21 protein-coding genes are annotated in these 24,221 nt (G+C 60.8%); 8 read left to right on the top strand and 13 right to left on the bottom strand.

The genetic code is table 11. From position 1 onward, the window contains the following. Positions 1-35 precede the first annotated feature (35 nt). Entirely contained in the window at positions 36-896 is an 861-nt protein-coding gene (tesB, locus tag R0125_RS00490) for an acyl-CoA thioesterase II (protein ID WP_248181611.1), read from the top strand. Positions 897-942: 46 nt separating this feature from the next. Here tesB and R0125_RS00495 read toward each other — a convergent pair whose 3' ends face one another. From R0125_RS00495 to R0125_RS00505, 3 genes are all read right to left on the bottom strand, one after another. After that, positions 943-3,501, bottom strand: coding sequence for an EAL domain-containing protein (locus tag R0125_RS00495; RefSeq protein WP_317236765.1), 2,559 nt, complete (start codon positions 3,499-3,501; stop codon positions 943-945). Positions 3,502-3,610: 109 nt separating this feature from the next. Beyond that, entirely contained in the window at positions 3,611-4,057 is a 447-nt protein-coding gene (locus tag R0125_RS00500; protein WP_248181609.1) for a flavodoxin domain-containing protein, read from the bottom strand. Between the two features lie 85 nt (positions 4,058-4,142). After that, complete coding sequence (locus R0125_RS00505) at positions 4,143-5,246, bottom strand: GGDEF domain-containing protein (protein WP_248181608.1); 1,104 nt, start codon at positions 5,244-5,246, stop codon at positions 4,143-4,145. 251 nt (positions 5,247-5,497) lie between these two features. Here R0125_RS00505 and R0125_RS00510 point away from each other — a divergent pair, with 251 nt between their 5' ends. Together R0125_RS00510 and R0125_RS00515 are read left to right on the top strand one after the other, a co-directional pair. After that, entirely contained in the window at positions 5,498-7,057 is a 1,560-nt protein-coding gene (locus R0125_RS00510) for an inorganic phosphate transporter (RefSeq protein ID WP_248181607.1), read from the top strand. Positions 7,058-7,188: 131 nt separating this feature from the next. Further along, positions 7,189-7,455 carry a hypothetical protein gene (locus R0125_RS00515; RefSeq protein WP_248181606.1) on the top strand — a complete coding sequence of 89 codons (267 nt, stop codon included), beginning with the start codon at positions 7,189-7,191 and terminating at the stop codon, positions 7,453-7,455. A gap of 103 nt (positions 7,456-7,558) precedes the next feature. Here the strand turns inward: R0125_RS00515 and panP are convergent, their stop codons facing one another. The 4 genes from panP to R0125_RS00535 form a co-directional block, all read right to left on the bottom strand. Then, positions 7,559-9,238 carry a pyridoxal-dependent aspartate 1-decarboxylase PanP gene (gene panP / locus R0125_RS00520; RefSeq protein ID WP_248181723.1) on the bottom strand — a complete coding sequence of 560 codons (1,680 nt, stop codon included), beginning with the start codon at positions 9,236-9,238 and terminating at the stop codon, positions 7,559-7,561. A 225-nt stretch (positions 9,239-9,463) separates the two neighbouring features. Next, positions 9,464-9,802, bottom strand: a complete 339-nt coding sequence (locus R0125_RS00525) for a DUF503 domain-containing protein (protein WP_317236766.1) — start codon at positions 9,800-9,802, stop codon at positions 9,464-9,466. Positions 9,803-9,993: 191 nt separating this feature from the next. Further along, a complete protein-coding gene (locus tag R0125_RS00530; RefSeq protein ID WP_317236767.1) occupies positions 9,994-11,703 on the bottom strand; it encodes an acyl-CoA dehydrogenase family protein in 1,710 nt (569 codons plus the stop codon). Between the two features lies 1 nt (position 11,704). Then, positions 11,705-12,385 carry a TetR/AcrR family transcriptional regulator gene (locus tag R0125_RS00535; protein WP_317236768.1) on the bottom strand — a complete coding sequence of 227 codons (681 nt, stop codon included), beginning with the start codon at positions 12,383-12,385 and terminating at the stop codon, positions 11,705-11,707. Positions 12,386-12,660: 275 nt separating this feature from the next. Between R0125_RS00535 and R0125_RS00540 the strand changes: the two genes are divergently transcribed. From R0125_RS00540 to R0125_RS00555, 4 genes are all read left to right on the top strand, one after another. After that, positions 12,661-12,882, top strand: a complete 222-nt coding sequence (locus R0125_RS00540; RefSeq protein WP_248181602.1) for a hypothetical protein — start codon at positions 12,661-12,663, stop codon at positions 12,880-12,882. A gap of 454 nt (positions 12,883-13,336) precedes the next feature. Further along, positions 13,337-14,368 carry a porphobilinogen synthase gene (gene hemB, locus R0125_RS00545; RefSeq protein ID WP_317236769.1) on the top strand — a complete coding sequence of 344 codons (1,032 nt, stop codon included), beginning with the start codon at positions 13,337-13,339 and terminating at the stop codon, positions 14,366-14,368. Between the two features lie 35 nt (positions 14,369-14,403). Beyond that, on the top strand, positions 14,404-16,542 hold the full coding sequence (gene ppk1, locus R0125_RS00550; protein ID WP_248181600.1) for a polyphosphate kinase 1: 2,139 nt from the start codon (positions 14,404-14,406) through the stop codon (positions 16,540-16,542). A gap of 25 nt (positions 16,543-16,567) precedes the next feature. Further along, positions 16,568-17,854: a DUF945 family protein gene (locus R0125_RS00555; RefSeq protein WP_317236770.1), complete on the top strand. Its 1,287-nt coding sequence runs from the start codon at positions 16,568-16,570 to the stop codon at positions 17,852-17,854. Positions 17,855-17,862: 8 nt separating this feature from the next. On the opposite strand, the gene R0125_RS00560 is transcribed toward R0125_RS00555, so the two are convergent. The 5 genes from R0125_RS00560 to R0125_RS00580 all read right to left on the bottom strand — a co-directional run bounded on the left by R0125_RS00560 (position 17,863) and on the right by R0125_RS00580 (position 22,456). Next, positions 17,863-18,111, bottom strand: a complete 249-nt coding sequence (locus tag R0125_RS00560) for a YfhL family 4Fe-4S dicluster ferredoxin (RefSeq protein ID WP_248181598.1) — start codon at positions 18,109-18,111, stop codon at positions 17,863-17,865. Positions 18,112-18,122: 11 nt separating this feature from the next. Continuing rightward, complete coding sequence (coaD, locus tag R0125_RS00565; RefSeq protein WP_317236771.1) at positions 18,123-18,605, bottom strand: pantetheine-phosphate adenylyltransferase; 483 nt, start codon at positions 18,603-18,605, stop codon at positions 18,123-18,125. 53 nt (positions 18,606-18,658) lie between these two features. Further along, on the bottom strand, positions 18,659-20,251 hold the full coding sequence (locus R0125_RS00570; RefSeq protein WP_317236772.1) for a GMC family oxidoreductase: 1,593 nt from the start codon (positions 20,249-20,251) through the stop codon (positions 18,659-18,661). Positions 20,252-20,281: 30 nt separating this feature from the next. Further along, positions 20,282-20,914 (bottom strand): hypothetical protein, encoded by a 633-nt coding sequence (locus R0125_RS00575; RefSeq protein WP_317236773.1) that lies wholly within the window; start codon positions 20,912-20,914, stop codon positions 20,282-20,284. Between the two features lie 96 nt (positions 20,915-21,010). Beyond that, entirely contained in the window at positions 21,011-22,456 is a 1,446-nt protein-coding gene (locus R0125_RS00580; RefSeq protein ID WP_248181594.1) for a coniferyl aldehyde dehydrogenase, read from the bottom strand. A gap of 208 nt (positions 22,457-22,664) precedes the next feature. Here R0125_RS00580 and R0125_RS00585 point away from each other — a divergent pair, with 208 nt between their 5' ends. Then, positions 22,665-23,366 (top strand): TetR/AcrR family transcriptional regulator, encoded by a 702-nt coding sequence (locus tag R0125_RS00585; protein WP_317236774.1) that lies wholly within the window; start codon positions 22,665-22,667, stop codon positions 23,364-23,366. 157 nt (positions 23,367-23,523) lie between these two features. On the opposite strand, the gene yihA is transcribed toward R0125_RS00585, so the two are convergent. Continuing rightward, positions 23,524-24,168 carry a ribosome biogenesis GTP-binding protein YihA/YsxC gene (gene yihA / locus R0125_RS00590; protein ID WP_317236775.1) on the bottom strand — a complete coding sequence of 215 codons (645 nt, stop codon included), beginning with the start codon at positions 24,166-24,168 and terminating at the stop codon, positions 23,524-23,526. Positions 24,169-24,221: the final 53 nt, after the last annotated feature.

Consider the following 24,221-nt stretch of genomic DNA (forward strand, 5'->3'; position numbering starts at 1 on the left):
TTCATTCGTGAGCTAACGAATTGACAGGAGTGGGCATGCTTGAGATAACCAGAAAGCTGGTGGATCTTCTGGATCTTTCGCCAATCGGGGACGACCATTTCCAGGGTGACAGTGAAGACCTTGGTTTTCCCAACGTGTTTGGCGGCCAGGTTCTGGGGCAGGGGCTGATGGCGGCCAGTCGCACGGTCGAAGGCCGGTTGCCCCATTCCCTGCATGCCTACTTTCTGCGCCCGGGCAATCACAGCATGCCGATTGACTACGAAGTGCAGCGGGTGCGGGATGGCGGCAGCTTCTCCGTGCGCCGGGTTATTGCGCGCCAGGGCGGTAAAGAGATCCTCACCGGATCGGTGTCTTTCCAGGTGGAGGAGCAGGGTTTTGAGCACCAGCTGGACATGCCCGATGCACCGGATCCGGACACCCTGAAGTCGGAGCAGGAATACGGCGAGATGCTGGCCCCTCACGTTCCCGAGCACCTGCGGGATACGCTCACCCGTGAGCGTCCGATCGAGATCCGTCCGGTGGACCCGGTCAATCCGTTCAAGCCCGAGGCGCGGCCGCCCCACAAGCAAAGCTGGTTCCGGACCCAGGGACATCTGCCTGATGACCCGGTCCTGCATCGCTGCCTGCTGACCTATGCGTCGGACTTTTCTTTTCTGGGCACCTCGCTCAATCCCCACGGTGTTACCTTCATGAGCAAGGGCATGCAGGTGGCCAGCCTGGACCACGCCATCTGGTTTCACCGGAATTTCCGCATGGACGAGTGGCTGCTGTACGACAAGGACAGCCCCAGCGCCTCCGGCGGCCGCGGCTTCAATCGCGGCAACTTCTTCAATCAGCAGGGCGGTCTGGTGGCGTCCACCACCCAGGAAGCGCTGATCCGCAAACGCGCCCGCTGACGGACCGGGGTGACAGCCGCTCTTTCGCCCTCTTGCCTTCCCGGCATCAGACAATCTTCCGCTTGTCCTCCGCGGCGGCGCGGTCGGATAACCAGACCAGCAGCTCTTCCAGGGGCAGTGGCGGCGTGAGCAGGTAGCCCTGGATCATGTCGCAGCCCATGCTCTCCAGCAGCGCCGCCGTGGTCTCGTCTTCCACGCCTTCTGCCACGACTTTGTAGCCGAGGGAATGGCACATATCGATGGTGGTCTGCACGATGACGCGGTCACCGGCATGAGTACCGATATCGGTAATCAGGGAGCGGTCGATCTTGATCTCGCTGGCGGGCAACTGCTTGATGTACGACAGCGACGAATAGCCCGAACCGAAGTCATCAATGGAGACCGGGATACCCGCTGTGTGTAGCGAGTTCAACGCCTTCAGGGAGTTGGCCGGGTCCTGCATCATCGACGTTTCGGTGACCTCCAGGATGATCATGCCGCGGTGGCTGTGATGACTGCTCATCAGCCGCTGGACAAACATCGGGAAATCCGGCTCCCGCAGATTGTTCGGCGAAATATTCACGGCAATGCCCAGCGGCCAGCCCTGTTCCACCAGCCTGGTCCGAAGCGCCAGAGACTGTTCCAGAACCCAGCGCGTCAGTGGCTTGATCAGCCCGGTCTGCTCGGCAATACCGATCAGCATATCGGCAGGGATGGGGGTTTTGCGCTCAGGCCAGCGAATCAGTGCCTCCACCCCGACAATGGTGCGGGAGGGCAGCGCCATTTTGGGCTGCAGGTGCAGCTCCAGCTCGCCGTTTTGCAGCGCCTTGCGCAACTCCGAGACCAGTGTCAGCCGGTCGGCGCTGTAGGAATCCCGTGTTGGCTGGTAATAGGCCAATCCGCGGTCGCGGGCTTCGTTCGAGCCCTGCGCGATGTGGGCGCGGCGAATCAGTGAGTTGGTGTCCTGGGCGTGCTCCGGAAAGATCGCGGTACCGATCTGCGGATCCAGCGGCAGCTGCATGCCCAGATAGTCCACCGGTTCCCGGAGCTCTTCCAGGCCCTGAATGATGGCGCGGGGTGCGTTACCGATCATCGCGGCATCGACCACAAAACCGAAGGTTGAAGGCTCCAGTGACGCCAGGTACACCGACCGCTGTTCGGTGGTCTCGATGGGCAGAATCCCCGGCAGTTCCCTGACAATGCTGTTGAAGCGGGCCGAGGCCAGCTCGATCAGGCGATCGGTATTGCGATGCCCCAGGGTCTTGGTGATCGCCTGCAGGTTGCTCAGGTGGATTACTGCAATGGCGTAACGGCGATCGGGCACCCGGGTGATCAGATCGTTGATCATCATCTCGAAACTGGTGCGGTTGGGCAGCCCGGTCAGGGGGTTGTGCAGGGCCTGATCCATCAACCGCAGCTCTGCGGTCCGCCGCGCCGCCATGGCTCGCAGCTCCGCTTCGCGGGCGTGCAGCTTCTCTTCCCGCTCGTTGTACAGCCGTTTGGCCAGGGCGATGGTCAGCAGAATGGCTTCCAGGCCAGAGCCCACCTGCATGCCATAGGTGGTCAGCCAGTTGGTGGGTAGCAAGCCGTACTTGTTGGCGGCGGTGAGCATGGTGCCGACGATCAACAGCGCCCAGGCGACGGTGTAGTAGCCAGCCTGGGGGTTGCGCCGGGCCCACTGGACCGGCCCGATCACCGTCAGCACGAGGAAGCCGGACAATGCCAGCGCCACCGAGGATTTGATCGAGGTATTGAAATCCAGCACGAAGGTGCCGAGCACCGCCGCCAGACTGAGCCCGATAATGACTTTCAGCAGCCGGTCCGTGAGGGGCGCGCGATCCCGCAGTTTGAGGAACGAGCGGGCAAACAGCAGTGCAAACACGACGGCCACCGGAACGGCCATCAGCATGGTCTGGTTATGCAGCCACGGACTTTCGGGCCAGAACACCTGATAAGTCACCCCACGCAGAGTCGCCATCAGGAACAGGTAGCCAAATGTCGACAGCACATAGAACAGGTAGGTGGCTTCCCGCAGGGTCAGGAAGATAAACAGGTTGAAGAAAATGGTGGTGATCAGGATGCCGTAATACAGACTGTGGAGGCGGTCCTCGGTGGTCAGGGCGTCGAACAGGGCGTTCTGCTCCCACAGCCGAATAGGCACCTGGTGCGCGCCGTTGGTCTGGACCGACAGCAGTATCTCGTAGCTGACACCCGGCTCTACGGTGTAGGGCACCAGAAAGCTGGGGTGGTAAAGCGGGCGCTCAGCAAACGGCAGATGATCCCCGGTGACGACTTTGTCCACCAGCTCGCCATCAGCGAGCAGATAAAAGGTGACATAATCCAGTTGCGGATAGCTGATTTCCAGCACCTGCTGCGGAGGTCCATCCGGCAGGGACAGACGGTACCAGTAATGACCGGTCACATAGCCGAAATTGGGGGTGTCTTCCGCCAGGGGCTGCCAATCCGGACGGGCCAGCAGGCCCGAGAGGTCGTCGCCCCCGGGCGCCTCCAGGAAGGCAATGGTGGGCTGGGGAAGTCGTGACGACCCCGTGGCATCTGCCTGACCTTCGGGGGCCATGGTGATCATCGCGCCCATCAGGGCGAAAAACAGAGCAATATGGCGCACAAAATACCGAACTTGTTATGTTTGTTTTGTGCAGTATGACTTCCGCCCGGGAACCGCTCAAGGGCGTCATCCTGAAATTTGCCGAGTGTTACTCACTCTGCCACCACGGTTACAGATTGGCGATCCATTCCCGCGACCAGGGCAGGGCTTCCTGCTCCGGCTCCAGGGTTTCCAGCGCGTCGATACGCAGGGTGTCACCGACCTTGCGGGCGGCGGTTTCGTACAGCGCCTCTTCCAGCAGCTCGCCGGCGCCACAGAACGTCTCTCCATAGGAGCTGTCACCCAGCACAATCACGCCAAACGGCCGTCCGGGTTGCTGCGGCAGTTGCTCGCGCAGGGACAGGTAAAACGGCAGCAGGTTCGGGGGCACCTCGCCCTGTCCTGTCGTTGATGTGCATATCAGCAGGGGGTCGGTGTTGTCGGTGATCTGGTCCAGTACCGGATTCTCCAGCACGGTGACGGTGTGCCCCTCGCTTTCCAGGGTTTTCCGGATTGCCCGTGCGGTCATCAGAGCGCCGCCGTAAACGCTGCCCACCAGTACTCGAATTGCTGCCATATCCGCCTCTGTCATGTCTTCATGGCAGTTGTTGGCCGCCATGGTTAGATCTGGCGTTGGATCATAGCGGTTGGTCCGGCGCCGCTCAAGACTGGGTGAGGGGGTCGGCAGCGTCATTCCCGCCAAGACTGCGGACGCGTGGGGCAATACGATTGCGACCCGCCTCCTTGGCGCTGTAAAGATGGACATCCGCCTGTTTCAGCAGCTCATCCACCGAGCTGGCCTTGGCGATGGAGCAGACCCCGGCACTGATGGAGACCGGCAGTCGTTGCCTGCCGAACACGAACTCTGTGGTCTCCACCTCGGCCCGCAGGCGCTCGGCGAGCGTGAGGGCCTGCAGTAACGAGGTGTCAGGGAGCAGTAGCAGAAACTCCTCGCCGCCCCAGCGGGCCGCCACGTCGGTTTGGCGGATCACCGTGCGCATCTGGCCGGCAAAGGTTTTCAGCACCTCATCACCGGCGTCATGGCCGAACTGGTCGTTGATCGCCTTGAACAGGTCCAGATCGATCAGCACGATCGAGAAGTGATGGCCCGAACGCTGGAAGCGCGAGAATTCCGCCAACAGCCGGTGCTGCATATCCCGCCGGTTGGCCAGCCCGGTCAGCTCGTCGGTACGGGCCGCATGTTCATGGGTGCGGGCCAGTTCCATCAACTCGTTTCTCGCCTTCAGCCGGCTGGCTTCCAGCACAAAACAGAAAATGGACTCGAAGGTCAGTGCCGCGAAAAAGCGGATCTTGAAGTCGGTTGAGTATTCCGCGGTGACCAGCGGCAGGTTGGGGAACTGGAACACCACCACCGCGAGCAGATAGCAGAACAGCAGAATGGCGGTGCCGGTTTTCAGGTTGGTGAGGTAGAAGAGCAGGGGGGGAAACACGAAAAACCACAGCGGGCCGGTGTTGCTCTCCCCACCAGACGCCATCAGATAGGCGAACAGCAAGCCCACCACGGTAATCAGACCGCCTTTTTGGGCCGCCCGGTTCCGGGTGCGCGCAAAGTGGGCCATGTTCAGTGCGATCGGCAACGCGAATGCCCAGAGCGTCCAGGCATGGACCGCGTGATCGGCGTTCCACGCCTTGGTGCCGATGCCCACCAGAAACACAATCGCCATCAGCGACAACCACGTCAGCAGCCGCGCGATGCGCGCCTCTTCCGAGCTGTCGGGGGGCTGGGGGGGGATGCGATCGGTCATGGCTGCCTTTGTTGCTATTGTTGTATTTCTGGCGCGTTTTATAGCAATTATGAGTCAATTTGAGCCGACCGTGCAGCAACTATCCAAGATATTTGTCAGCAGCCCCGGGTCCGGTTCAAATGTTTCATTTTTGTGGCAAAAAAATTATAGTTGCCGCGCAGTGTAGACTACCCTAGGGAAGGCGCAATCTGACTGGCCGGGAAGGCGCAATACGTAGCAACTCATTCAGCATCGACGAGACCGGATCTGTTATGGCCCCGAAAAGCGGATTTCTTGACACCCTCCTGACCAGTCCTTCCACCGAGCGTTACCGGGTAGGCTTCAGCTTTCTGTTCCTGCTCGGCATCTGGCTGGTGGTCGGGCAACTGAGCAGTGGCATGCCCAACAGCATGCTGTTGATGGCCGCCGCGGTTATCGGCGGCTACATGGCGATCAACATCGGTGCCAATGACGTTGCCAACAACGTTGGCCCCGCGGTGGGTTCCGGCGCCCTGTCTCTTGGCGGTGCGGTATTGCTTGCGGCCATCTTCGAAGCCGGCGGCGCGATCATTGCCGGCGGTGACGTGGTATCGACTATCAAGGGCGGCATCATTGCCGCCGATCGTCTCGACGACGTTAACGCGTTCGTCTGGCTGATGACCGCCGCGTTGCTGGCCGGTGCCTTGTGGCTGAACCTGGCCACCTGGATGGGCGCACCGGTTTCCACCACTCACTCCATCGTTGGCGGTGTGCTGGGCGCGGGTATTGCCGCTGGGGGCTGGGGCATCGCCGATTGGGCGGTGATGAGCAAAATCGTGGCCAGCTGGGTGATTTCACCGGTGATGGGCGGCGTGCTGGCAGCGCTGTTCCTCTTTGCCATCAAAAAAACCGTACTCTATCGCCAGAATCTGATCCCGGCGGCGCGCACCTTTGTGCCCTGGCTGGTGGCAATCATGGCCTGGGCGTTCGGCACCTACCTGATGGTCAAGGGTGTAAAGAAGCTGGTTGAGGTGGACTTCCTCGGCGCGTCGCTGGTGGGGCTGGCGGTTGCGGCGGTGGTTTTCGTGGCCATGCGGGTACTGGTCGGTCGTCGCGCCGCCACCATGGAAAACAGTGCCGAGGGGGTGAACTCCCTGTTTACCTGGCCGCTGATTTTTGCCGCGGCGCTGCTCAGTTTTGCCCACGGTGCCAACGACGTGGCGAACGCCATTGGTCCGCTTGCCGCGATTAACGATGCCCTGTCGGCCGGCGCGGTGGTGACCTCCGCCGCCATTCCGCTCTGGGTCATGCTGGTGGGTGCGCTCGGCCTTGCCGTTGGCCTGATGCTGTTCGGCCCGCGCCTGATCAAGACAGTGGGCAGCGAGATCACCGAACTCGACAAAACCCGCGCCTTCTGTATCGCCCTGTCGGCCGCGCTCACGGTCATCATCGCCTCCCAGCTGGGCCTGCCGGTAAGCTCCACCCACATCGCCATCGGCGGTGTGTTCGGTGTCGGCTTCCTGCGGGAGTATCTGAAATACAACTACGCCACCCAGCTGCACAAGATCATGGAGCAGCATGACGAAGCAGAGCAGGCGCGCCTGCGTCCGTTCCTCGACGACTTCCGCAATGCCTCGGTGGAGGAAATGGAAAACCTGCTCAAGCAGGCCAAGAAGAAAAAGCAGGTGCCGTTGTCCAAGAGCGAACGCAAGCGCCTGAAGAAGATCTACCGCGAGGAAATGGTCAAGCGTTCCCATCTGACTCGCATCGTGGCCGCGTGGATCATCACCGTGCCGGCCTCCGCACTGATGGCGGCGATGCTGTTCTTCACCCTGCGTGGGCTGTTGATGTAAAGCTGGCCGTTGCCCGGTTCGCTGGCGGACCGGGCGGGACGATTCCGGGCTGGTTGCCGCCCGCCGAATTAGCCATACTATTGCGATGTTGAGGGGTGAGCCCTGAACGTTAAACTATCCGGGAGTTTATGATGAGTTCGTCTGCCGAAAGCCGTCAGGCTCGTATGATCAATGAGCTGCGAGTGTTCATCAAAAAAGTACTGAGCGATCCCACCATTGCTGTCAAATCCGTGGAAATCGCCCGCAAGCACCGTAGCGAGCAGAATGCCAATGAAGTGATTGCCCGTGAGATCAGCGCGAATACCACGATCCGTATCCCGGAGAACTGGAGTGAGGCGGATCATATGTTTCTGGACATCCTGCACGAAGTGCTGGATGACGAAGAGGCGCTTTACTGAGTCGGGGGGCTGCGGCAGAACGCAGAGCCGGGGTCGGGGTGGCCTGTCCAAAACCCTGCGGAGCCATGGATGGCGGCGCTGGCGGAACCCGATTCAGAATTACTCAGGCCTGTCGTACGCCAGGCTCACGCTGCTTAAGCACCGCATCCGCCATCTGATGCAGAATTGAAATCTCGTCCTGAATCCCGTCCTCGGTCATCGCCAGTTCCCGCTGTTCGGCCAGAATATCCTCCAGAATCTCCCGCGTGGTCAGCGGATTGGCCAGCACCACCCGGAACACGATGCAGGGGAAGTGGAAGTAACGGGCCGGCTCCAGTCGGGTCCGCGAGACGAATGCCTTGCCCCGCTCCCGCTGGGTTTTCTGGATGAACTTGGTGATGCGGTTGAGGCAGGCGTTGAGTTTTTCCGCCTGCAGTTCATCGGCCTGCGCCAGCGCCTGTTGCACCTCGGGCGGGCAGTAGCGGTAGGTCAGAATGTTCAGTTCCGGTTTGGTCACCAGCTCGAAATCCGGATGGGCGTCGATCAGATCGGCGAAGGTCTGGGCCTTGTCGATGCCCTGGTCGATAAGGATTTCGTAGCCTTCCCGTGCCAGGATTTTCAGGCCCGAGTGGATCAGCATCGACATGCCGGGGCGTGAGCCTTCCAGAGTGGTGCTGCCCAGATCCCGCGAGCCTTTACGGATGATGTACTGGGCGTGGTGCTCGACGGCGCTGGCAAGGCTTGGATCACGAAACACTACCAGGCCCACGCCCATGGGCACATAAAGCTGTTTGTGGGCGTCGAAGGTGACCGAGTCCGCCTGTTCGATGCCCCGCAGCAGTCCACGGTGGGCGCGGGAGAACAGGGTGGGGCCGCCCCAGGCGGCGTCGACATGGAAATGGGCGCCGAATTCCCGGGCGATGTCGGCCATGGCGTCCAGTGGGTCAACGTTGCCGGTTTCGGTGGTGCCGGCGATGCCGCAGATGGCCATGACCTTGATCTTCTGTTTCTGCAGTTCCAGGCATTTGTCCCGCAGCGCGTCGGTATCGATGCGGTTGTCGTCGTCGGTGTCCACCGGCACCAGGAACTCACGGCCCAGGCCAAGTACGTCGGCGGCCTTGCGCAGGGAGTAGTGACCGCGGCGGGACACCAGTATGGCGGCACCCTCGTGGCCGTAATAGCGCAGCGCCCGGAACAGGCCCTCTTCATGGATGCCGCGGAAGCTGCCCTCGGCCGGGAATGCGCGGTTGCGGGCAACCCACAACGCAGTCAGATTGGCCACCGTGCCACCGGAGCACATGGCGCCGAGGGCGTAGCGGGGGTCGTGCATCCACTTGCGGTAGAAGGCACCGTCCTGGCCATACACCAGCCGGTGAATCATGCCCAGTACCTGGCGTTCCATGGGGGTGAACGCCTTGGAGGTTTCGGTCTTCACCAGGTTCTGGTTGAGGGCGATCATGATTTTGGACAGCGGCAGCATGAAATAGGGCAGCGCTGAGGTCATGTGGCCGATGAAGCTGGGGGAGGCGGTGTGAACCGAGTTGGCCACCAGCTTGTCCAGCAGGAACTGGGCCTGTTCGGAGACGAACACGGGCTTTTCGGGAATGGCGTAGTCGGAGAAGTCCTTTTCGACTTCTGACAGGTCCCGCTCGACCGCGACGATGTGTTCCTGCAGGAAACCGGCAAGGTTGCGGGATATGTTCTGGTCAATCCGGCTCAGGGTCGATTCCGGCGCCTCTGGCACCGTGAAGACCCGATACATTGCCTCAACTGAGGCCTGGGCGGATTTTTTCTTTCCGGTCATACGCGACACACACTTTTCATCGGTGGTCATCCGCCTGGCGGGTTCCGGATGCCTGGCGGATACAGCCGGACGGTTACATCCGACGGTGAAGAAATCGTCTTGCCCGTTGTCCCGCGGGCGCTCTGGCCTCCCTTATGACCCCTGAGCCAGCCTTTCGGCACCCTGTCAAAGGACGCGTAGTATACGACCTGGTGGGTAGTTAGGCTACAGGGCCTCCGGCCGCACTCAGAGAATCTCCCGGTGCACGTCCAGTATGGCAGCATCCACCCGTTCCTGAATGGCTTTTTCGACCTGGTCGAGGCGCTGGGTGATCTGCTGGGTCGAGCTGCCCAGGGCGGCGATGGTCCAGGTGGCGCAGTCGAGGGCGTCCTGGTCGGCGGTCTCCGCCACTGCCAGATCAGGTTCGCGGCCCCAGACGGCTTTCAGGGCGGTGAAGACTTTGCGTTTGGCCTTGAGATCCTCGCAGCCGTAAAGCTGGAAGTGCAGGGTGAGCACACCCACGTGGGGGGCGATCACCGGCGTCGGACCAGACTGGTTGAGCAGTTTTCTGAGTGCTTCTGACATGTTGTGTTCGGCTTCGGTGCGGGAGCCGCCGGGGGCAGGACTTCCAAAACACGCTGTGAATACGTCCCTGTACGCTCCGCTCCGCCATCCATGGCTCCGCAGGGTTTTGGAAGCCCTGCCCCCGACAGCTCTCCAACTTTTCAGGTGGCATCGGGTTCAGTCAGGCTTCGGATATCCTGATCATTTGAACTTTAGCCTACTACAGGCGTGGCCCGTTTGATAATGGCCGCGGCGTCGGTGCCGGAGGGTAGGTTGCCATAGTTGAGGCCGCCGCCGGACTGCAGGCGGGCGGCGCAGAAGGCGTCGGCCACGGCCGGGTCGGAGCCGCGCAGCAGCAGGCTGGCCTGTAGGGCCAGAGCCAGGCGGTCGACGAGGTTGCGGGCGCGGTACTGGAAGTCGCTAATGTCGGCGAAGTCGTTCTGCAGCTCGGCCACGAAGCGGTCGAAGCGGTCATCGCTGCCGCGGGCTTCGGCTACTTCGCGGAAGAAGGCCTCGAGGGTGTCCGGCTCTTTCTGGATGGCGCGCAGGGTGTCCAGGCACTGGACGTTACCGCTGCCCTCCCAGATGGCGTTGACCGGGGATTCGCGGAACAGGCGTGGCATGATGCAGTCTTCCATCACGCCGCTGCCGCCGATGCACTCCATGGCTTCATAGGCGTGGTTGGGGGCGCGTTTGCAGATCCAGTATTTGCCCACCGGGGTGGCCAGGCGCGCCAGCAGGCGTTCGTGTTCGAGGTGCTGGTTGTCCAGCGCGCGGGCGATGCGCAGGGTATAGACCAGTGCCGCTTCGCTTTCCAGCGCCAGGTCGGCCAGCACGTTCTGCATCAGCGGCTGTTCGTTGAGGCGGTGGCCGAAGGCACTGCGGTGGCGGCAGTGATGGGTGGCCTGGGCCACGGCCTGGCGCATGCCGGCGGAGCTGCCGATCATGCAGTCGAAGCGGGTCATGGCCACCATTTCAATGATGGTGGGTACGCCACGGCCTTCGTCACCGACCATCCACGCCAGGGCGCCGCGCAGTTCCGCCTCGCTGGAGGCGTTGGCGACATTGCCCATCTTGTTCTTCAGGCGCTGGATCTGCCACGGGTTCTTGCTGCCGTCCGGTCGCCAGCGCGGCATCAGGAAGCAGGACAGGCCGTTGCTGGTCTGGGCCAGCACCAGGAAAGCGTCACACATGGGGGCGGAGACAAACCATTTGTGGCCGACCAGCTCATAGGGCTGGCCGGGACCTTCAGCGCCCACGGGGTAGGCCCGGGTGCTGTTAGCCCGCACATCGCTGCCGCCCTGTTTTTCGGTCATCGCCATACCGATGGTCACCGAGCTTTTCCCGCCGTCGGGCAGGTTGCGGGGGTCGTACGCATTGGCAAGGATGCGATCTTCCCACAACGCCGCCAGTTCCGGCTGTTTGCGGATCGAGGGGATGGCGGCGAAAGTCATGGTAATGGGGCAGCAGTGGGCGGCTTCCACCTGGGAGTGCATGTAGTACTTGGCTGCGCGGTTAACGTGGGCGCCGGCACCGGGGTTGGTCCAGGGGCTGCTGTGCAGGCCATGTTCCATCGCGATGGACATCAGTTGGTGATAGGCGGGGTGGAAGTCCACCTGGTCGATGCGGTGTCCGAAGCGGTCGTGGGTGTTGAACACCGGTTTGTTCTCGTTGGCGCGGAAGCCCAGTTCGATGGTTTCGCGCGTACCGGCGAGGGCGCCGAAGGCGACCAGGCCGTTCGTGGCGCCCGGCCCGCCTTCCCGTATCACCGCTTCCTGCAGCGCCTGATCCTGTTCGTACAGGTTGTAGTCTTCCAGGGCGGGCGGTTGGTTGACCACGTCGTGGGTCTGGGCCAAGTAGTGCTCTTGCGGTTCCTGTGCGTCATCGGCCGCGACGGGCGGTATGGGCTGGCGGGCGTTCATGTTACCTCCTGGTGCCAGTCAGCCCCTGCATGCAAAATCGTATGATGGCGTTGACCAGCGGATCGTTGTTGTCGTTGTTGTCGTTGTTGTCGTTGTTGTCGTTGTTGTCGGGTTCCGGTTCGTTTCCCGGTTTCTGTCGGGCGTCGCTTTGCACCGGTGACAAGGGTCCCACCAGGCTTTCGGCAATGGCACCCACCAGGCAGGTGCTGCTCTGACCGGCGTCCTGTTGTGGAATGCAGCCTTCCTCCATGCCCTCGCTGATGGCTTGCTCGAACAGCTCGGCGTAGGCCTTGCGGTATTTCAGTCGTTCCACTTCCACCTTCGGATCGACCGGCTCGGCGATCAGCGACCAGGCCATGACCGGTCCCCGCAGTGCTCTCTCTGCAAACTGGCGCAGTGCGGCTTCCAGTCGGGCGGTGGCGTTACCCCGGGTGGCCAGAGCCTCCGCGACCTTGTCCACCTCCCTCTGGGTGGCCAACCGGAAGATCTCCGCAAACAGATCCTCTTTGGACTCGAAATGGCGGTAGATGGTTCCGGTCGCCACGCCAGCCTGAGTGGCAATGGTGGTCACTCTGGCGCTGCGGAATCCGCTGTAAGCCACACATTCATAGGCGCAAGTCAGAATGCGCTGACGGGCTTCCGCCTTGCGTTTGCGCATTTTTTCCGTTTCCCGGTAAGCCATGCCGACTCCTTTGAAATAGTGAATCATTATTCATTCTTTTTGTCAACCTGGAAGGGGCTGGCGGATGAACAATTTTATATATGTATTTCAATATCTTATTAATGATTACAAAAAATTACAAAAAAGTCGTTGATCTGAAATAGCGTTGCTCGAAAAAGCAGATTATAAAGACGCCAAGGTGATCCGGAACGCCCGGTGTCACCGAGACAGAGCGGCCTGCCCGCGCCGGGTTTGGTGCGCTCGGTGTTTTGTTTTCGTTGATGGAGATTAAGGCCGTGAGTGAATTCGACGAAAGCAATCTGGAGCAATCCGGAAGCTGGAGCAGCGACAACGAGGATAACCACTCGGTCGCTGGCCGTGCCCGGATTCGTGCACAGTTGCAGGCGGACATCGAAGCATTTCTGAGCCAGGGCGGAAAAATCCAGGAAGTGGACACAACGTTCCGGTCCGACCCTTCCCGCAAGGTGGAGATTGGTTTCAATAACCGGTCACTCTGATCTCTCGGGCCCGCCTCCGTGCGGAGCGGGCCGGTTTTTGAACGCTGTCTCAGCGAGCCCTGGAGCATTGGTCTATTCTGTTTCCCTCGGCTGCCGGCTTCGCCGGCGGACTGCATTTTATAATTCCAACAAGCACCTGCGGATTATGAGAGTCTCATTGCTGCTGGCAACGGGTTTGCTGGTGATCATAGCAGTCCTCGTCGGTTTTTGGCTGGTAAATCAATCACCCGGGTCACAACCGCCGGCTGTCGACTCGTGACCCGAGTAACGGTGAGCAGGGGCTCTGGATCCTTGCGGTAACGGAGCTGTCATATCCCCCGGTTACGATCTGGCGCTATCGGGGCCATTACCGGCGGTCGCGTGCCTCCCGACGGCATGGGCGTGTATGATGAAAGTGCGGTTGATCGGTGATCTCCGGTCGGCCAAAAATCTGACCCGCCCCAGGAGGTGTTATATGCGTTCACCCATCCGTCGTGCTTTTCCTGCTGCCCGCCTGCGTCGTAATCGTGCCGATGACTTTTCTCGTCGCCTGGTGCGGGAGCATCAACTGACCGCAGACAATCTGATCTACCCGGTATTTGTGCTGGAAGGTCAGGGTAAGCGCGAAGCCGTGCCGTCGATGCCGGGTGTTGAACGGTTAAGCATTGATCTGCTGGTCGAGCTGGCGGAAGAACTGGTGGACCTGGGCATTCCGGCGGTGGCGCTGTTTCCGGTGGTGCCGGCGGCGGACAAGAACGTATCCGGTTCGGGCGCCTGGAACTCCGACGGTCTGGCCCAGCGTGCGGTGCGTGCATTGAAGAAAGCGGTGCCTGAGTTGGGTGTGATCACCGATGTGGCGCTGGATCCGTTCACCACCCATGGCCAGGACGGCATCGTTGATAATGACGGTTATGTGCTGAACGACGTCACCATTGAAGCGCTGGTCAATCAGGCGTTGTCCCATGCAGATGCCGGCGCCGATATCGTGGCGCCCTCAGACATGATGGACGGCCGCGTCGGTGCCATCCGCGATGCCCTTGAATCGGCGGGCTATGTGAACACTCGCATTCTGGCTTATTCTGCCAAATATGCGTCGAGCTATTATGGCCCCTTCCGTGATGCCGTCGGTTCCGCCGCCAATCTGGGCAAAGGCAATAAATCGACTTATCAGATGGATCCGGCCAACAGTGATGAGGCACTCCACGAGGTCGCCATGGATCTGGCCGAGGGGGCCGACATGGTGATGATCAAGCCCGGCATGCCGTATCTGGACATTGTGTACCGCGTCAAACACGAGCTGCAGGTACCCACATTTGTGTATCAGGTCAGCGGAGAGTATGCCATGCACATGGCAGCGGCGGACAATGGCTGGCTCGACGGCGATGCGGTGATGATGGAAAGCCTGATGGCCATGCGCCGGGCCGGTGCCGATGCCATCCTGACCTATTTCGCGGTCAGGGCAGCACGGCTGCTGCGTGAGTCCGCGCAAGGTGCCGGGAAGCCATAAAGTACCAAGAATCAAACATCTGGAATCAGCGAGTCATGACTACCGAATCAGCCAATGAATTGCACGTTGTGGACGATCAGAGCATCCCGGCCCCGGTGGAAGTGCCGCCGGTGGGGCAGGAAGTTGATCTGGGCGCCAGCGAAAACTACTTCAACCGTGAACTCAGCCAGCTGCAGTTCAACTATCGGGTGTTGAAGCAGGCGCTGGACACCACGCACCCGCTGATCAACCGGCTGATTTTCTGCTGTATTTTCAGCAGCAACATGGACGAGTTTTTCGAGATCCGTGTCGCCGGTCTGCGCCAGCAGATGAAATACGGCCGTGAGACCGTCGGTTCGGACGGCATGATGCCTGAGCAGGCGCTGGCGGAAATCAGCCGCGTGGCTCACGAGTACATCCGTGAACAGTACGACATCATCAACAACGTGCTGATTCCGGAGATGGAGCAGGAGAACATCCATTTCGTGCGCCGCCGGGAGTGGACTCCGGCCCAGGCCGAGTGGGTGCGCCGTTACTTCGACGAGGAAATCCTGCCGGTGGTCAGCCCCATCGGACTGGACCCGTCCCACCCCTTTCCCCGGCTGGTGAACAAAAGCCTCAACTTCATTGTGGAACTCGACGGCAAGGACGCCTTCGGGCGAGAGACCGGTATGGCCATCGTTCCCGCGCCGCGCTCACTGCCGAGGCTGGTGCGGTTGCCTAATGACGTCTGCGATGGCGGTGAGAATCTGGTGTTCCTGTCGTCGATGATTCACGCCCACGCCGACGAGCTGTTCCCCGGCATGGAGGTCAAGGGCTGCTACCAGTTCCGCCTGACCCGCAACGCCGACCTTGAGCTGGAGGACGATCTCGAGGATTTGGCGTCGGCGCTGCGGGGGGAGTTGCTCAGCCGCCGGTTTGGTGACGGTGTGCGTCTGGAAGTGGCTGACAATTGCCCGGAAGAACTGGTTCAGTTTCTGCTGCAGGAGTTCGGGCTGACCGAGCGGGACCTGTATCAGGTGCACGGCCCGGTGAACCTGACCCGACTGATGGCGGTCGGCGGGCTGGTGGATCGGCCGGACCTGACGTACTCCGGCTTTTCACCCTCGATACCGCGGCAGATCCGCAGCAAGGATTCGATGTTTGATGCCATCCGCAAACGGCCGATCCTGCTGCTGCACCCCTATGAGAATTTCAGCCCGGTGACCGACCTGCTGCGCCAGGCGGCAAAAGATCCCCAGGTCCTGGCGATCCGCCAGACGCTCTACCGCGCCGGCGCGGACTCGGAAATTGTTGAAGCACTGGCCGATGCCGCCCGCCGTGGCAAGGAAGTGACCGCGGTGATCGAACTGCGGGCGCGTTTCAGCGAAGCAGAAAACCTCGAGCTGGCCAGCCGTCTGCAGGAAGCCGGGGTGATCGTGGTCTACGGTGTGGTGGGCTACAAGACCCACGCCAAGATGATTTTGATCGTGCGGCGGGAAGAGGGGCGCCTGCGTCGCTACGTTCACCTGGGTACCGGCAACTACCACGCCGGTAACGCCCGGCTGTACACCGATTACAGCTTCCTGACCTGTGACGAATCCATCGGCGATGACGTCAACAAGCTGTTCCAGCAGCTGACCGGCATGGGCAAGGCACTGAAGATCAAGAAACTTTTCCATGCGCCCTTTACCCTGCATACGCGGTTGTTGAGCCTGATCGATCGTGAGGCGGAGCATGGCCAGAAAGGCCGCATCATTCTCAAGTTCAATGCGCTGACCGAACCGCAGCTGATCAAGTCGTTGTACCGGGCGTCCCAGGCGGGGGTAAAGATTGACCTGATCATTCGCGGTATCTGCTGCCTGCGGCCGGAGGTGCCGGGGCTATCGGACAACATCCGCGTGCGATCGATCATCGGTCGCTTTCTGGAACATACCCGTGTCTATTACTTCGGCAACAATGGTCGGCCGGACGTCTACTGTTCCAGTGCCGATGGCATGGAACGCAACCTGCTGAGCCGGATCGAAACCGCTTTCCCGCTGGAAGACCCGCACCTGATTGCGCGGGTGCGTGAGGACCTGGATACCTATCTTGCGGACAATTGCCAGTCCTGGGTCTTGCAGCCGGATGGCAGCTACCTGCAGAATCAGCCCGCGGAAGGCGAAGAGCGGCTGGCATCGCAACTGGTTCTGCTGGACCGCCTGACCGGGCAATAAATTCAGAGTGTGACGGAGAACGGCATTGAAAAAGACAGGAATAGTCGTGGGTGCGGTTGTCCTTGCCGCCGCCATCGCCGCGCCCTATGGGGTTGGCATGGTGACCGAGCAGCAATGGCACAGGGTTACATCGGAGGTGAACGCGTCACAGCAGTTTGTCCGGGTGGATACCGGTGATTACCAGCGTGGCTATCTCGGTGGCCGCTTTGAGGGCACCCTGGTGTTTGATGATCCCGCTGGGGACGAGCCCCTGCGGTTCCGGTATCAGGCCCGGGTCTCCCACGGGGTGACCGGCAGCTTGATGGAGTTCTCCCCACTGGAGGACTTGCCCGAGGTCGCGAAGGAACTGTTCGCGGAGGAAAAACCCGAGTTGACCCTGGAAACCCGTCTGTGGGGCACCGCCATTGTTGAGCTGACCATGCCGGCGGTGTCGGTGAACGACGACCAGACCGGTGAGACGCTGCGGATGTCTGGGGGCTTTGCCCGAGCAGATATCGGTGGCGCCGGCACCGAGGCGGATCTGACCCTCGTCTGGCCCGGAATGGTTGTGTCCTCCCCGGAGATGTCGCTCTCGGTGAATGAATTCCGGCTGGAACAGAGTCTGCGCCACCTGCGCGGCGAAGTCTGGACGGGGGAAGGTGAGGCGCATCTCGACGTCCTGGAGTGGTCTGCTCCGGGACAGCCGTCGGTGCGGCTGGAAGGCTTTGCCCTGACCAGCCAGACCTGGGCCACTGATAACGAACGACGCGTGAACAGCGAAACCCTGGCGACGGTGGACACTGTCACCGCCGGTGAGCAGACCGCCGGCCCGCACCGCGTGGAATTTGTGCTGCAGGATCTGGATGTGGACGGCTGGAGTGCGCTGACGGCGGCCCTGACCGATCTGCAGATGGCCGCCATGGATCAGGGCGGCTCGCCGGCGGCTTTTGAGCATCAGATGGCCAGCATGAATCGCATCAATGAGTCGCTGCTTGGTCTGGCGGCGGAAGGCTTCACTATCGGCTTTCCAGCCATCAGCGTGATGACACCGGAAGGTGAGGTGAACGGTGAGGTGATGATCGGCCATCCCCGGCTCTCGGACCAGGAGCGGGCAGAAATGCTGATGGTCATGCAGCGGCTGACCGGTCAGGTGGCGGTGAGCCTGCCCGCTATGCTGGCCGACAAGTATCCGGCGCTGATGATGCAGCTGGCACCGCTGATCAAGGAAGGCATGATGGTGCAGCAGGGCGACCGATTGAGCATGGAGGCGGAGCTGAAGGATCTGGCCCTCAACGTGAACGGAGTGGTTATTCCGTTACCCCCCCTGCTGTAATGGCCTGATCAGTTGCCGGTCAGCTGGTGGTATTTTTCCAGTAGCTGCGCCTCGGTTTCCGGCCGCATCGGGTCGAGGGGGATGCAATCCACCGGGCAAACCTGCTGGCACTGGGGCTCATCAAAATGCCCCACGCACTCGGTGCACTTGTTGGGATCAATCACGTAAATCTCGTCGCCCGGCGAAATCGCATCGTTCGGGCATTCTGGCTCGCAGACATCGCAATTGATGCACTCGTCGGTAATCAACAGGGCCATCAGGGATTACCTCAGGAATGCTGGAATTTCTGTTTCAGGGCAGTCTCAACGGCGGGGTCCACGAATTCCGACACGTCACCGCCCAGGGAGGCAATTTCCCGGATCAGCGTTGAGGAAATGTAGGACAGGTGGTTGGCCGGGGTCAGGAACACGCTTTCGACTTCTGGCGCCAGGCGCCGATTCATGTCCGCCAACTGAAACTCGTACTCGAAATCCGACACCGCCCGTAATCCCCGCAGAATCACCGTTGCTTTCTGTTCCCGCACGAAATCCGCCAGGAGATTGCTGAATCCGGTGACCGTCACGTTGGGAATGTGGGCAGTGGCCTTGCGGACCAGCTCGCAGCGCTCGTCCAGATTCAGCAGCGGCTGTTTTTTCGAGTTGTAAGCGACCGCCACCACAATTTCGTCGAACATTCGGCCAGCCCGTTCGATCAGGTCGGTGTGGCCATTGGTGATTGGGTCAAAAGTGCCCGGGTAAATGACTTTAGGCATGCACAGCTCCTTGGGTAACGGGCCTATAGCATACTCGGGCACCTGCGCCTTTGTCAGCCTCTGAGCCGGCTGGCGAGGCGAGTGCTGTTGCGCGCCGCCAGCGCGTACACCGACAACTGCGGGTTGGCGCCGATGCTGGTGGGAAACACCGAGGCATCGTGAATGCTCAGGTTGCTGACCTGATGGTGCTCGCCAAACCCGTTCACCACCGAGTTGCGTGGGTCCTCGCCCATCCCGCAGCCACCCATCTGATGTGCAGTGAACAGCCGCACGCGGTGCGGCTCCATGGGCAGGGTGTCGATGGCGGCTTTGGCGTCGGCCCAGCGATCAAACCAGGGCGAGTCCAGGTGCATCAGTCGCACCTGCTCTGCGCCGGCGGCGAACTGGATTTCCGCCATGGTGCGGAACGCGTTACGCAACCCGGTCCAAAGGTAGTCGGTGACCGGGTAATCCAGCACCGGGCTGCCGTCATCACGGAGGCTGACGGTGCCGCCGGGGCTGTCCGGGTGAAAACCGTCCCGCATCAGCGCAATCACCGACTGCATCCAGGGCAGCTGTTTGAGGTTGTCGAGCTGCTCCGTGCCATGACCCGGCACCACCCCGCTGGACAGCGCCGGATGCAGCGGCGGTACTTCCAGTTTGTAGCCTGCCGGCCCGTCTACGCCCTCGCGGAAATTGAACTCGTCCGAGTAGATCGATTGGGGGGCCCCGTAGAACGGATCGACCTTTTCAGGCATTCGGGCCACGGTGGCATTGACCGGGTGGATAAATGAGCGCTTGCCGACCCGGTTGTGGGGGTCGGGCAACTGTGAACGGAGCAATAGCCCCGGCGAGCCGATGGCGCTGGCCGCGACCACAAAATGCCGGGCCTTGAGCGTCACCGTCACACCCGAGGGTGTCACGCTGTCCGCGGACATGGCGGAGGCCACCAGATGGTCGATGCGGTCCTGCTTCATCACCAGTTTGTCGGCGCGCAAGCCATGGAACAGGCGGGCATCGTTATCCAGGGCAGCGGGAATGGTGGTGGTCAGAGCGCCCTGCTTAGCGTTGGTGGGGCAGCCTACGCCGCAGTAACCCAGATTCCAGCACCCCTTCACGTTGCGGGGGATGACTTTCCAGGAAAAACCGAGCTTTTCACAGCCCTGGCGCAGGATGTCATTGTTGACGTTGGGATCGGTCAGCCAGGGAGCCACGGTGTGGCGCTGCTCCCGACCGTCGAACCAGGGTCTCATTGCCTCTGGCCGCAGGGCCTCGAGGCCGAACCGGTCGGCCCAGTAATTCAGTGTCGGCTCGGGGGTGCGGAAGCTTGACGTCCAGTTTACGGTGGTGGATCCGCCGACGCAGCGGCCCTGCAGAATCGCAATGGCACCGTCTTTGGTGACCCGGCTCATGCCTTCCTGGTAAAGCGAGGCATAGGCGGTGAGCTCGTCCATGCGGAAGTCTTTCTGGTGATACAGCCGACCCTCCTCCACGAGGATGACCGACAACCCCGCGCGGGCAAGTATTTCGGCGGTGGTGCCGCCGCCGGCGCCGGTGCCGATGATGACCACATCGGCTTCGTGGGTCTGGTGAATGGTAAGGGTAGCGGCGTCGGTGACGCGCCAGCCGGACTCAAGGCCCTGGGCGATACGATCGGTTAACGACATGATTGGCTCCGGTAATCAGCAAAGGCGGTGTCAGGCGTTCTTGAACTGGGGCAGGGCATCCTTGGCCCAGGTCGGTGGTCCCGGATAACCCGAGAGATGCCAGTGATCAGGGTGGCCATAGAACGCCACGTTGCTGATTTTGGTCAGTGCAATGTAGCCGTTGTTGAACAGGCCGATCCCGCTGGAGCGCCAGCGCTGCAGAAAGGCTTCGGCTTCGGCGGTTGTCACATTGGGCCAGCTGGACCAGACCCGGGCAATGGTGATCCGTGTCAGCCCGAAGTTGAGCAGGTCAAACAACCGCCGCAACTCTTGCTGGTTGGCCGGGCCGAATTGCACGATGCCCTGATCGATACGTTCAATGGTGCCAGCAATCGCTTGGCTGCGCTGTTCCGGCTGCTCGGTCAGCGCCGGCCCGACGATCGCGGGCAGCAGGGCCTCGAACAGCGTGATGTCGTCACGGGTGAGAAACTGGAAGCGGTAACTGGCATCCATGCGGGTATCCACGGCGCTCAGGCGCCCCGCGGGCGCGGTAGCGCAGCCACTGAGACCGGCGCCCAGGCTTACAGTGCCGAGAAGCAGCGTGCCACCCACGCCGGTGCGGAGAAAGCTGCGCCGGTCCATGGCGGTCGCGTCGTGGGATTCGGAATGAGGAACGTGGGGCATGTCAGGGTCGCCTTTTTATTGTCGTTGGCTGACGAAAAGCGCCGGGGTGCAACCCGGCGCTTTCTCCGGCTTTTCGGTCTCCGGATTGTCGGTATTTCAGCGAATGAACAGCTTGTAGACCATTTTGTGGGCGGCGGTGCCATGGGGGGCATACACGTACTTGCCGCTGTTGAACTTCTGTTTGGCGAAGATAGCCCGGTGGTGGGAGAAGGTCAGGAAACCTTCCTTGCCGTGATAATGGCCCATGCCGGAGTCGCCAACACCGCCGAAGGGCAAGTCGTCCTGAGCCACGTGCATCAGGGCATCGTTAATGCACATGCCGCCAGAATGGGTGCTGTCTACCACGTGTTGCTGCATGGATTTGTCGTAGCCGAAAAAGTACAGCGCCAGCGGCCGCGGGCGATCGTTGATGTAGTGGATGGCTTCGTCAAGATTGCCATAGCTGACCACCGGCAGAATCGGGCCGAAGATTTCGTCCTGCATCACTTTCATGTCCGGTGTGGTGTTCAGCACCAGAGTCAGCGGAATCTTGCGGGTGCCATCGTTGAGATTCTCCCGGGCGGGGTTGATTTCGATAACTTCCGCGCCTTTCTCGCGGGCGTCAGTCAGATAGCTCTGCAGGCGATCGTACTGACGCTCGTTGATGATGGCGGTGAAATCGTCGTTGTCCCGCAGGCTCGGGTACATGTCGCTGAAGCGGGCACGGAACTCGTCCACAAACGCCTTGACCCGATCGGCGGGGCACAGCACGAAGTCCGGGGCCACGCAGGTCTGGCCGGCGTTGAAAGCCTTACCGAAAGCGATGCGTTGGGCGGCATCTTCCATCGGTACGTCCGAGGACACAATGGCGGGTGACTTGCCGCCAAGTTCCAAGGTCACCGGGGTCAGATTTTCGGCGGCCGCCTTCATCACCAGTTTGCCGACGGACGTGGAGCCGGTGAACAGCAAGTGGTCGAACGCCCGGCCGGAGAAATCAGCGGCCACGTCAGCTTCGCCGGTGATCACCGACACCAGGTCCTCCGGGAAGGTGGACTCGATGATTTCTTTGAACAATGCCGAGGTGTGCGGGGTGAATTCCGACATTTTGATCATGGTGCGGTTACCCGCCGCCAGCGAGGCCACCAGGGGGCCAACCGCGAGATAGAGTGGATAGTTCCAGGGCACGATCACGCCGACAACGCCCTTGGGCTGGTAGTGCACCTTGTTGCTGGCCGGCTGGAACAGCACGCTGACGTGTCGCTTGGACGGCTTCATCCAGCCGCTCAGGTTTTTCAGGGTGTAGTTGATGCCCTGTATGGACGGCATGATCTCGGCAATCAGCGATTCGTCCCGTGAGCGACAGCTGAAGTCCCGATCGATGGCGTCGGTCAGTTTGTCCTGGTTGTTCAGCAGCGCACGCTTCAGACGTTTGAGGTTTTCCTGGCGCTCTGACAGCGACGGCATCGGATTGTTGCGGAAGGCCTTTTTCTGGTCTTCGAACACACGGTGTGTATGCTGAATCTGTTTCTTGCTCTCGGTAAGCTGAACGACTGTAGCTCCCATGGTGCTTTCTCCTCGCGGCTCCGGGCGGGGTGCCGGAAACACTGTTGTTGTGTGTGGCGATAGTGCGTGGTGGCGAAAAAACGCCCAATTTGCGCTTGATGGTATTATTAGAGTATATACTCTAGTGAGTCAAGAAAAGCCCGATGGCGGATCAGGCCATCCGCCGGCCATACAACGACGTCCTTAACAACAAGGCCACGCCGAACCTATGAAAACCAGAGACAAGATTCTGTTATCCAGCCTGGAGCTCTTCAACGAACGGGGAGAGCGGAACGTCACCACCAATCACATTGCCGCGCACCTGGCTATTTCTCCGGGCAACCTCTATTACCATTTCCGCAACAAGTCGGACATCATCTACGAGATTTTCCTGGAATATGAAAAGTTGGTGGATTTTTACCTGGATATCCCCGAAGACCGGCCGCTCACCCTAGAGGACATGACGTTCTATCTGGAATCGGTGTTTGATGGTTTGTGGAGTTACCGGTTCTTTCACCGGGATCTGGAGTATCTGCTGGATGGTGATCGGCGATTGCGGCAGGACTATCGGGAGTTCACCAACCGCTGCCTGGATGCCATCAGCCGTATTTTCGAGAAACTGGCGGAAGCCGGAATCATCGAGCCGCAGCCGGACGAATTACGGGCGGCCATGTCGCTGAATGTCTGGCTGGTGATCACCAACTGGATGGCATTCCTGAAAACCGCCCATGCCGGTGAGGAGTCTGCCACGCTGACCCTGACCGAGCTCAAGCAGGGCATTTATCAGGTGCTGACGCTGGAAGTGCCTTACCTGACTTTCGCTTACCGTGAGCGGGTGATGGCCCTGCGGGAGCGGTACCGTCCGCAACTGCCGGAGACGGCGGTTGCGCCTCAAGCGCAAACCGCCGAAGCGAGTCTGATTAAAAACTGATCAGCGGCGGGAACTTTTCAAAAGGCCGGGTGTCTCACTACCGACACTGGGGATCCGGACATCCCTGGTGTCACCCTGAGTGAGTTCTCAGGTTTTAGCACGTCGCAAACCCTGACGTTTCGCCGGCTTGTCTGATGGCAAGCCGGTTTTTTATCGCTTACTCCGCCGCAGGCGACGTATCCTCTCCCTCAAGCCACGCGTTCAGCGCATCACGGCACTCATCGACGCCGCGCTTGGACGTGGCCGAGAACATGATCAGGTGGTGCACGCAGGTGAAGGCTTTCAGTTTGTTGGCAATCCCCATCATCGCGGTTTTGGCCTGACCAAACTTCAGCTTGTCGGCCTTGGTGGCAAGAATCATCAGTGGCAGGTTGTTATGCTCGCACCATTCCACCATCATTTGGTCGAAATCGGTTAGCGGGTGGCGGATGTCCATCACCAGCACAAGGCCGCGCAGGCAGCGGCGATCATTAAGGTAATGACCCAGGTGCTTCTGCCAGTCGTCTTTCATGTCCCGGGAGACCTTGGCGTAGCCGTAGCCGGGCAGGTCCACCAGGCGGCAATGTTCCCGGTTCAGCGTAAAGAAATTGATCAGCCGGGTACGACCGGGGGTTTTACTGGTTCTTGCCAGCTTGCCGTGCGCGGTGATCGAATTGATGGCGCTGGACTTACCGGCGTTGGAGCGCCCGGCGAATGCCACCTCGGCACCGGTGTCCGGTGGGCACTCCTCCAGTTTGGAGGCGCTGATCAGAAAGCGGGCGCTGTTGAACGAGACGGGCTTCGGGGTCAGGTCGGATGACACGGCGGTTGGATTTCCTATTGGATTTCAGTTATCAGGGATTAATGTATAATGCT

The sequence above is a fragment of the Marinobacter sp. M-5 genome (assembly GCF_032911545.1).
In the GTDB taxonomy this organism is placed as follows: domain Bacteria; phylum Pseudomonadota; class Gammaproteobacteria; order Pseudomonadales; family Oleiphilaceae; genus Marinobacter; species Marinobacter goseongensis.

Coding starts and splice junctions, on each gene's coding strand:
- R0125_RS00500 (WP_248181609.1), bottom strand. CDS start 4,057: ATGGCAGCAATTCGAGTACTGGTGGGCAGCGTTTACGGCGGCGCTCTG.
- R0125_RS00510 (WP_248181607.1), top strand. CDS start 5,498: ATGGCCCCGAAAAGCGGATTTCTTGACACCCTCCTGACCAGTCCTTCC.
- tesB (WP_248181611.1), top strand. CDS start 36: ATGCTTGAGATAACCAGAAAGCTGGTGGATCTTCTGGATCTTTCGCCA.
- R0125_RS00585 (WP_317236774.1), top strand. CDS start 22,665: ATGAAAACCAGAGACAAGATTCTGTTATCCAGCCTGGAGCTCTTCAAC.
- R0125_RS00560 (WP_248181598.1), bottom strand. CDS start 18,111: ATGGCCCTGTTGATTACCGACGAGTGCATCAATTGCGATGTCTGCGAG.
- coaD (WP_317236771.1), bottom strand. CDS start 18,605: ATGCCTAAAGTCATTTACCCGGGCACTTTTGACCCAATCACCAATGGC.
- R0125_RS00530 (WP_317236767.1), bottom strand. CDS start 11,703: ATGAACGCCCGCCAGCCCATACCGCCCGTCGCGGCCGATGACGCACAG.
- R0125_RS00525 (WP_317236766.1), bottom strand. CDS start 9,802: ATGTCAGAAGCACTCAGAAAACTGCTCAACCAGTCTGGTCCGACGCCG.
- R0125_RS00515 (WP_248181606.1), top strand. CDS start 7,189: ATGAGTTCGTCTGCCGAAAGCCGTCAGGCTCGTATGATCAATGAGCTG.
- R0125_RS00505 (WP_248181608.1), bottom strand. CDS start 5,246: ATGACCGATCGCATCCCCCCCCAGCCCCCCGACAGCTCGGAAGAGGCG.
- ppk1 (WP_248181600.1), top strand. CDS start 14,404: ATGACTACCGAATCAGCCAATGAATTGCACGTTGTGGACGATCAGAGC.
- hemB (WP_317236769.1), top strand. CDS start 13,337: ATGCGTTCACCCATCCGTCGTGCTTTTCCTGCTGCCCGCCTGCGTCGT.
- R0125_RS00580 (WP_248181594.1), bottom strand. CDS start 22,456: ATGGGAGCTACAGTCGTTCAGCTTACCGAGAGCAAGAAACAGATTCAG.
- panP (WP_248181723.1), bottom strand. CDS start 9,238: ATGACCGGAAAGAAAAAATCCGCCCAGGCCTCAGTTGAGGCAATGTAT.
- R0125_RS00570 (WP_317236772.1), bottom strand. CDS start 20,251: ATGTCGTTAACCGATCGTATCGCCCAGGGCCTTGAGTCCGGCTGGCGC.
- R0125_RS00575 (WP_317236773.1), bottom strand. CDS start 20,914: ATGCCCCACGTTCCTCATTCCGAATCCCACGACGCGACCGCCATGGAC.
- R0125_RS00535 (WP_317236768.1), bottom strand. CDS start 12,385: ATGGCTTACCGGGAAACGGAAAAAATGCGCAAACGCAAGGCGGAAGCC.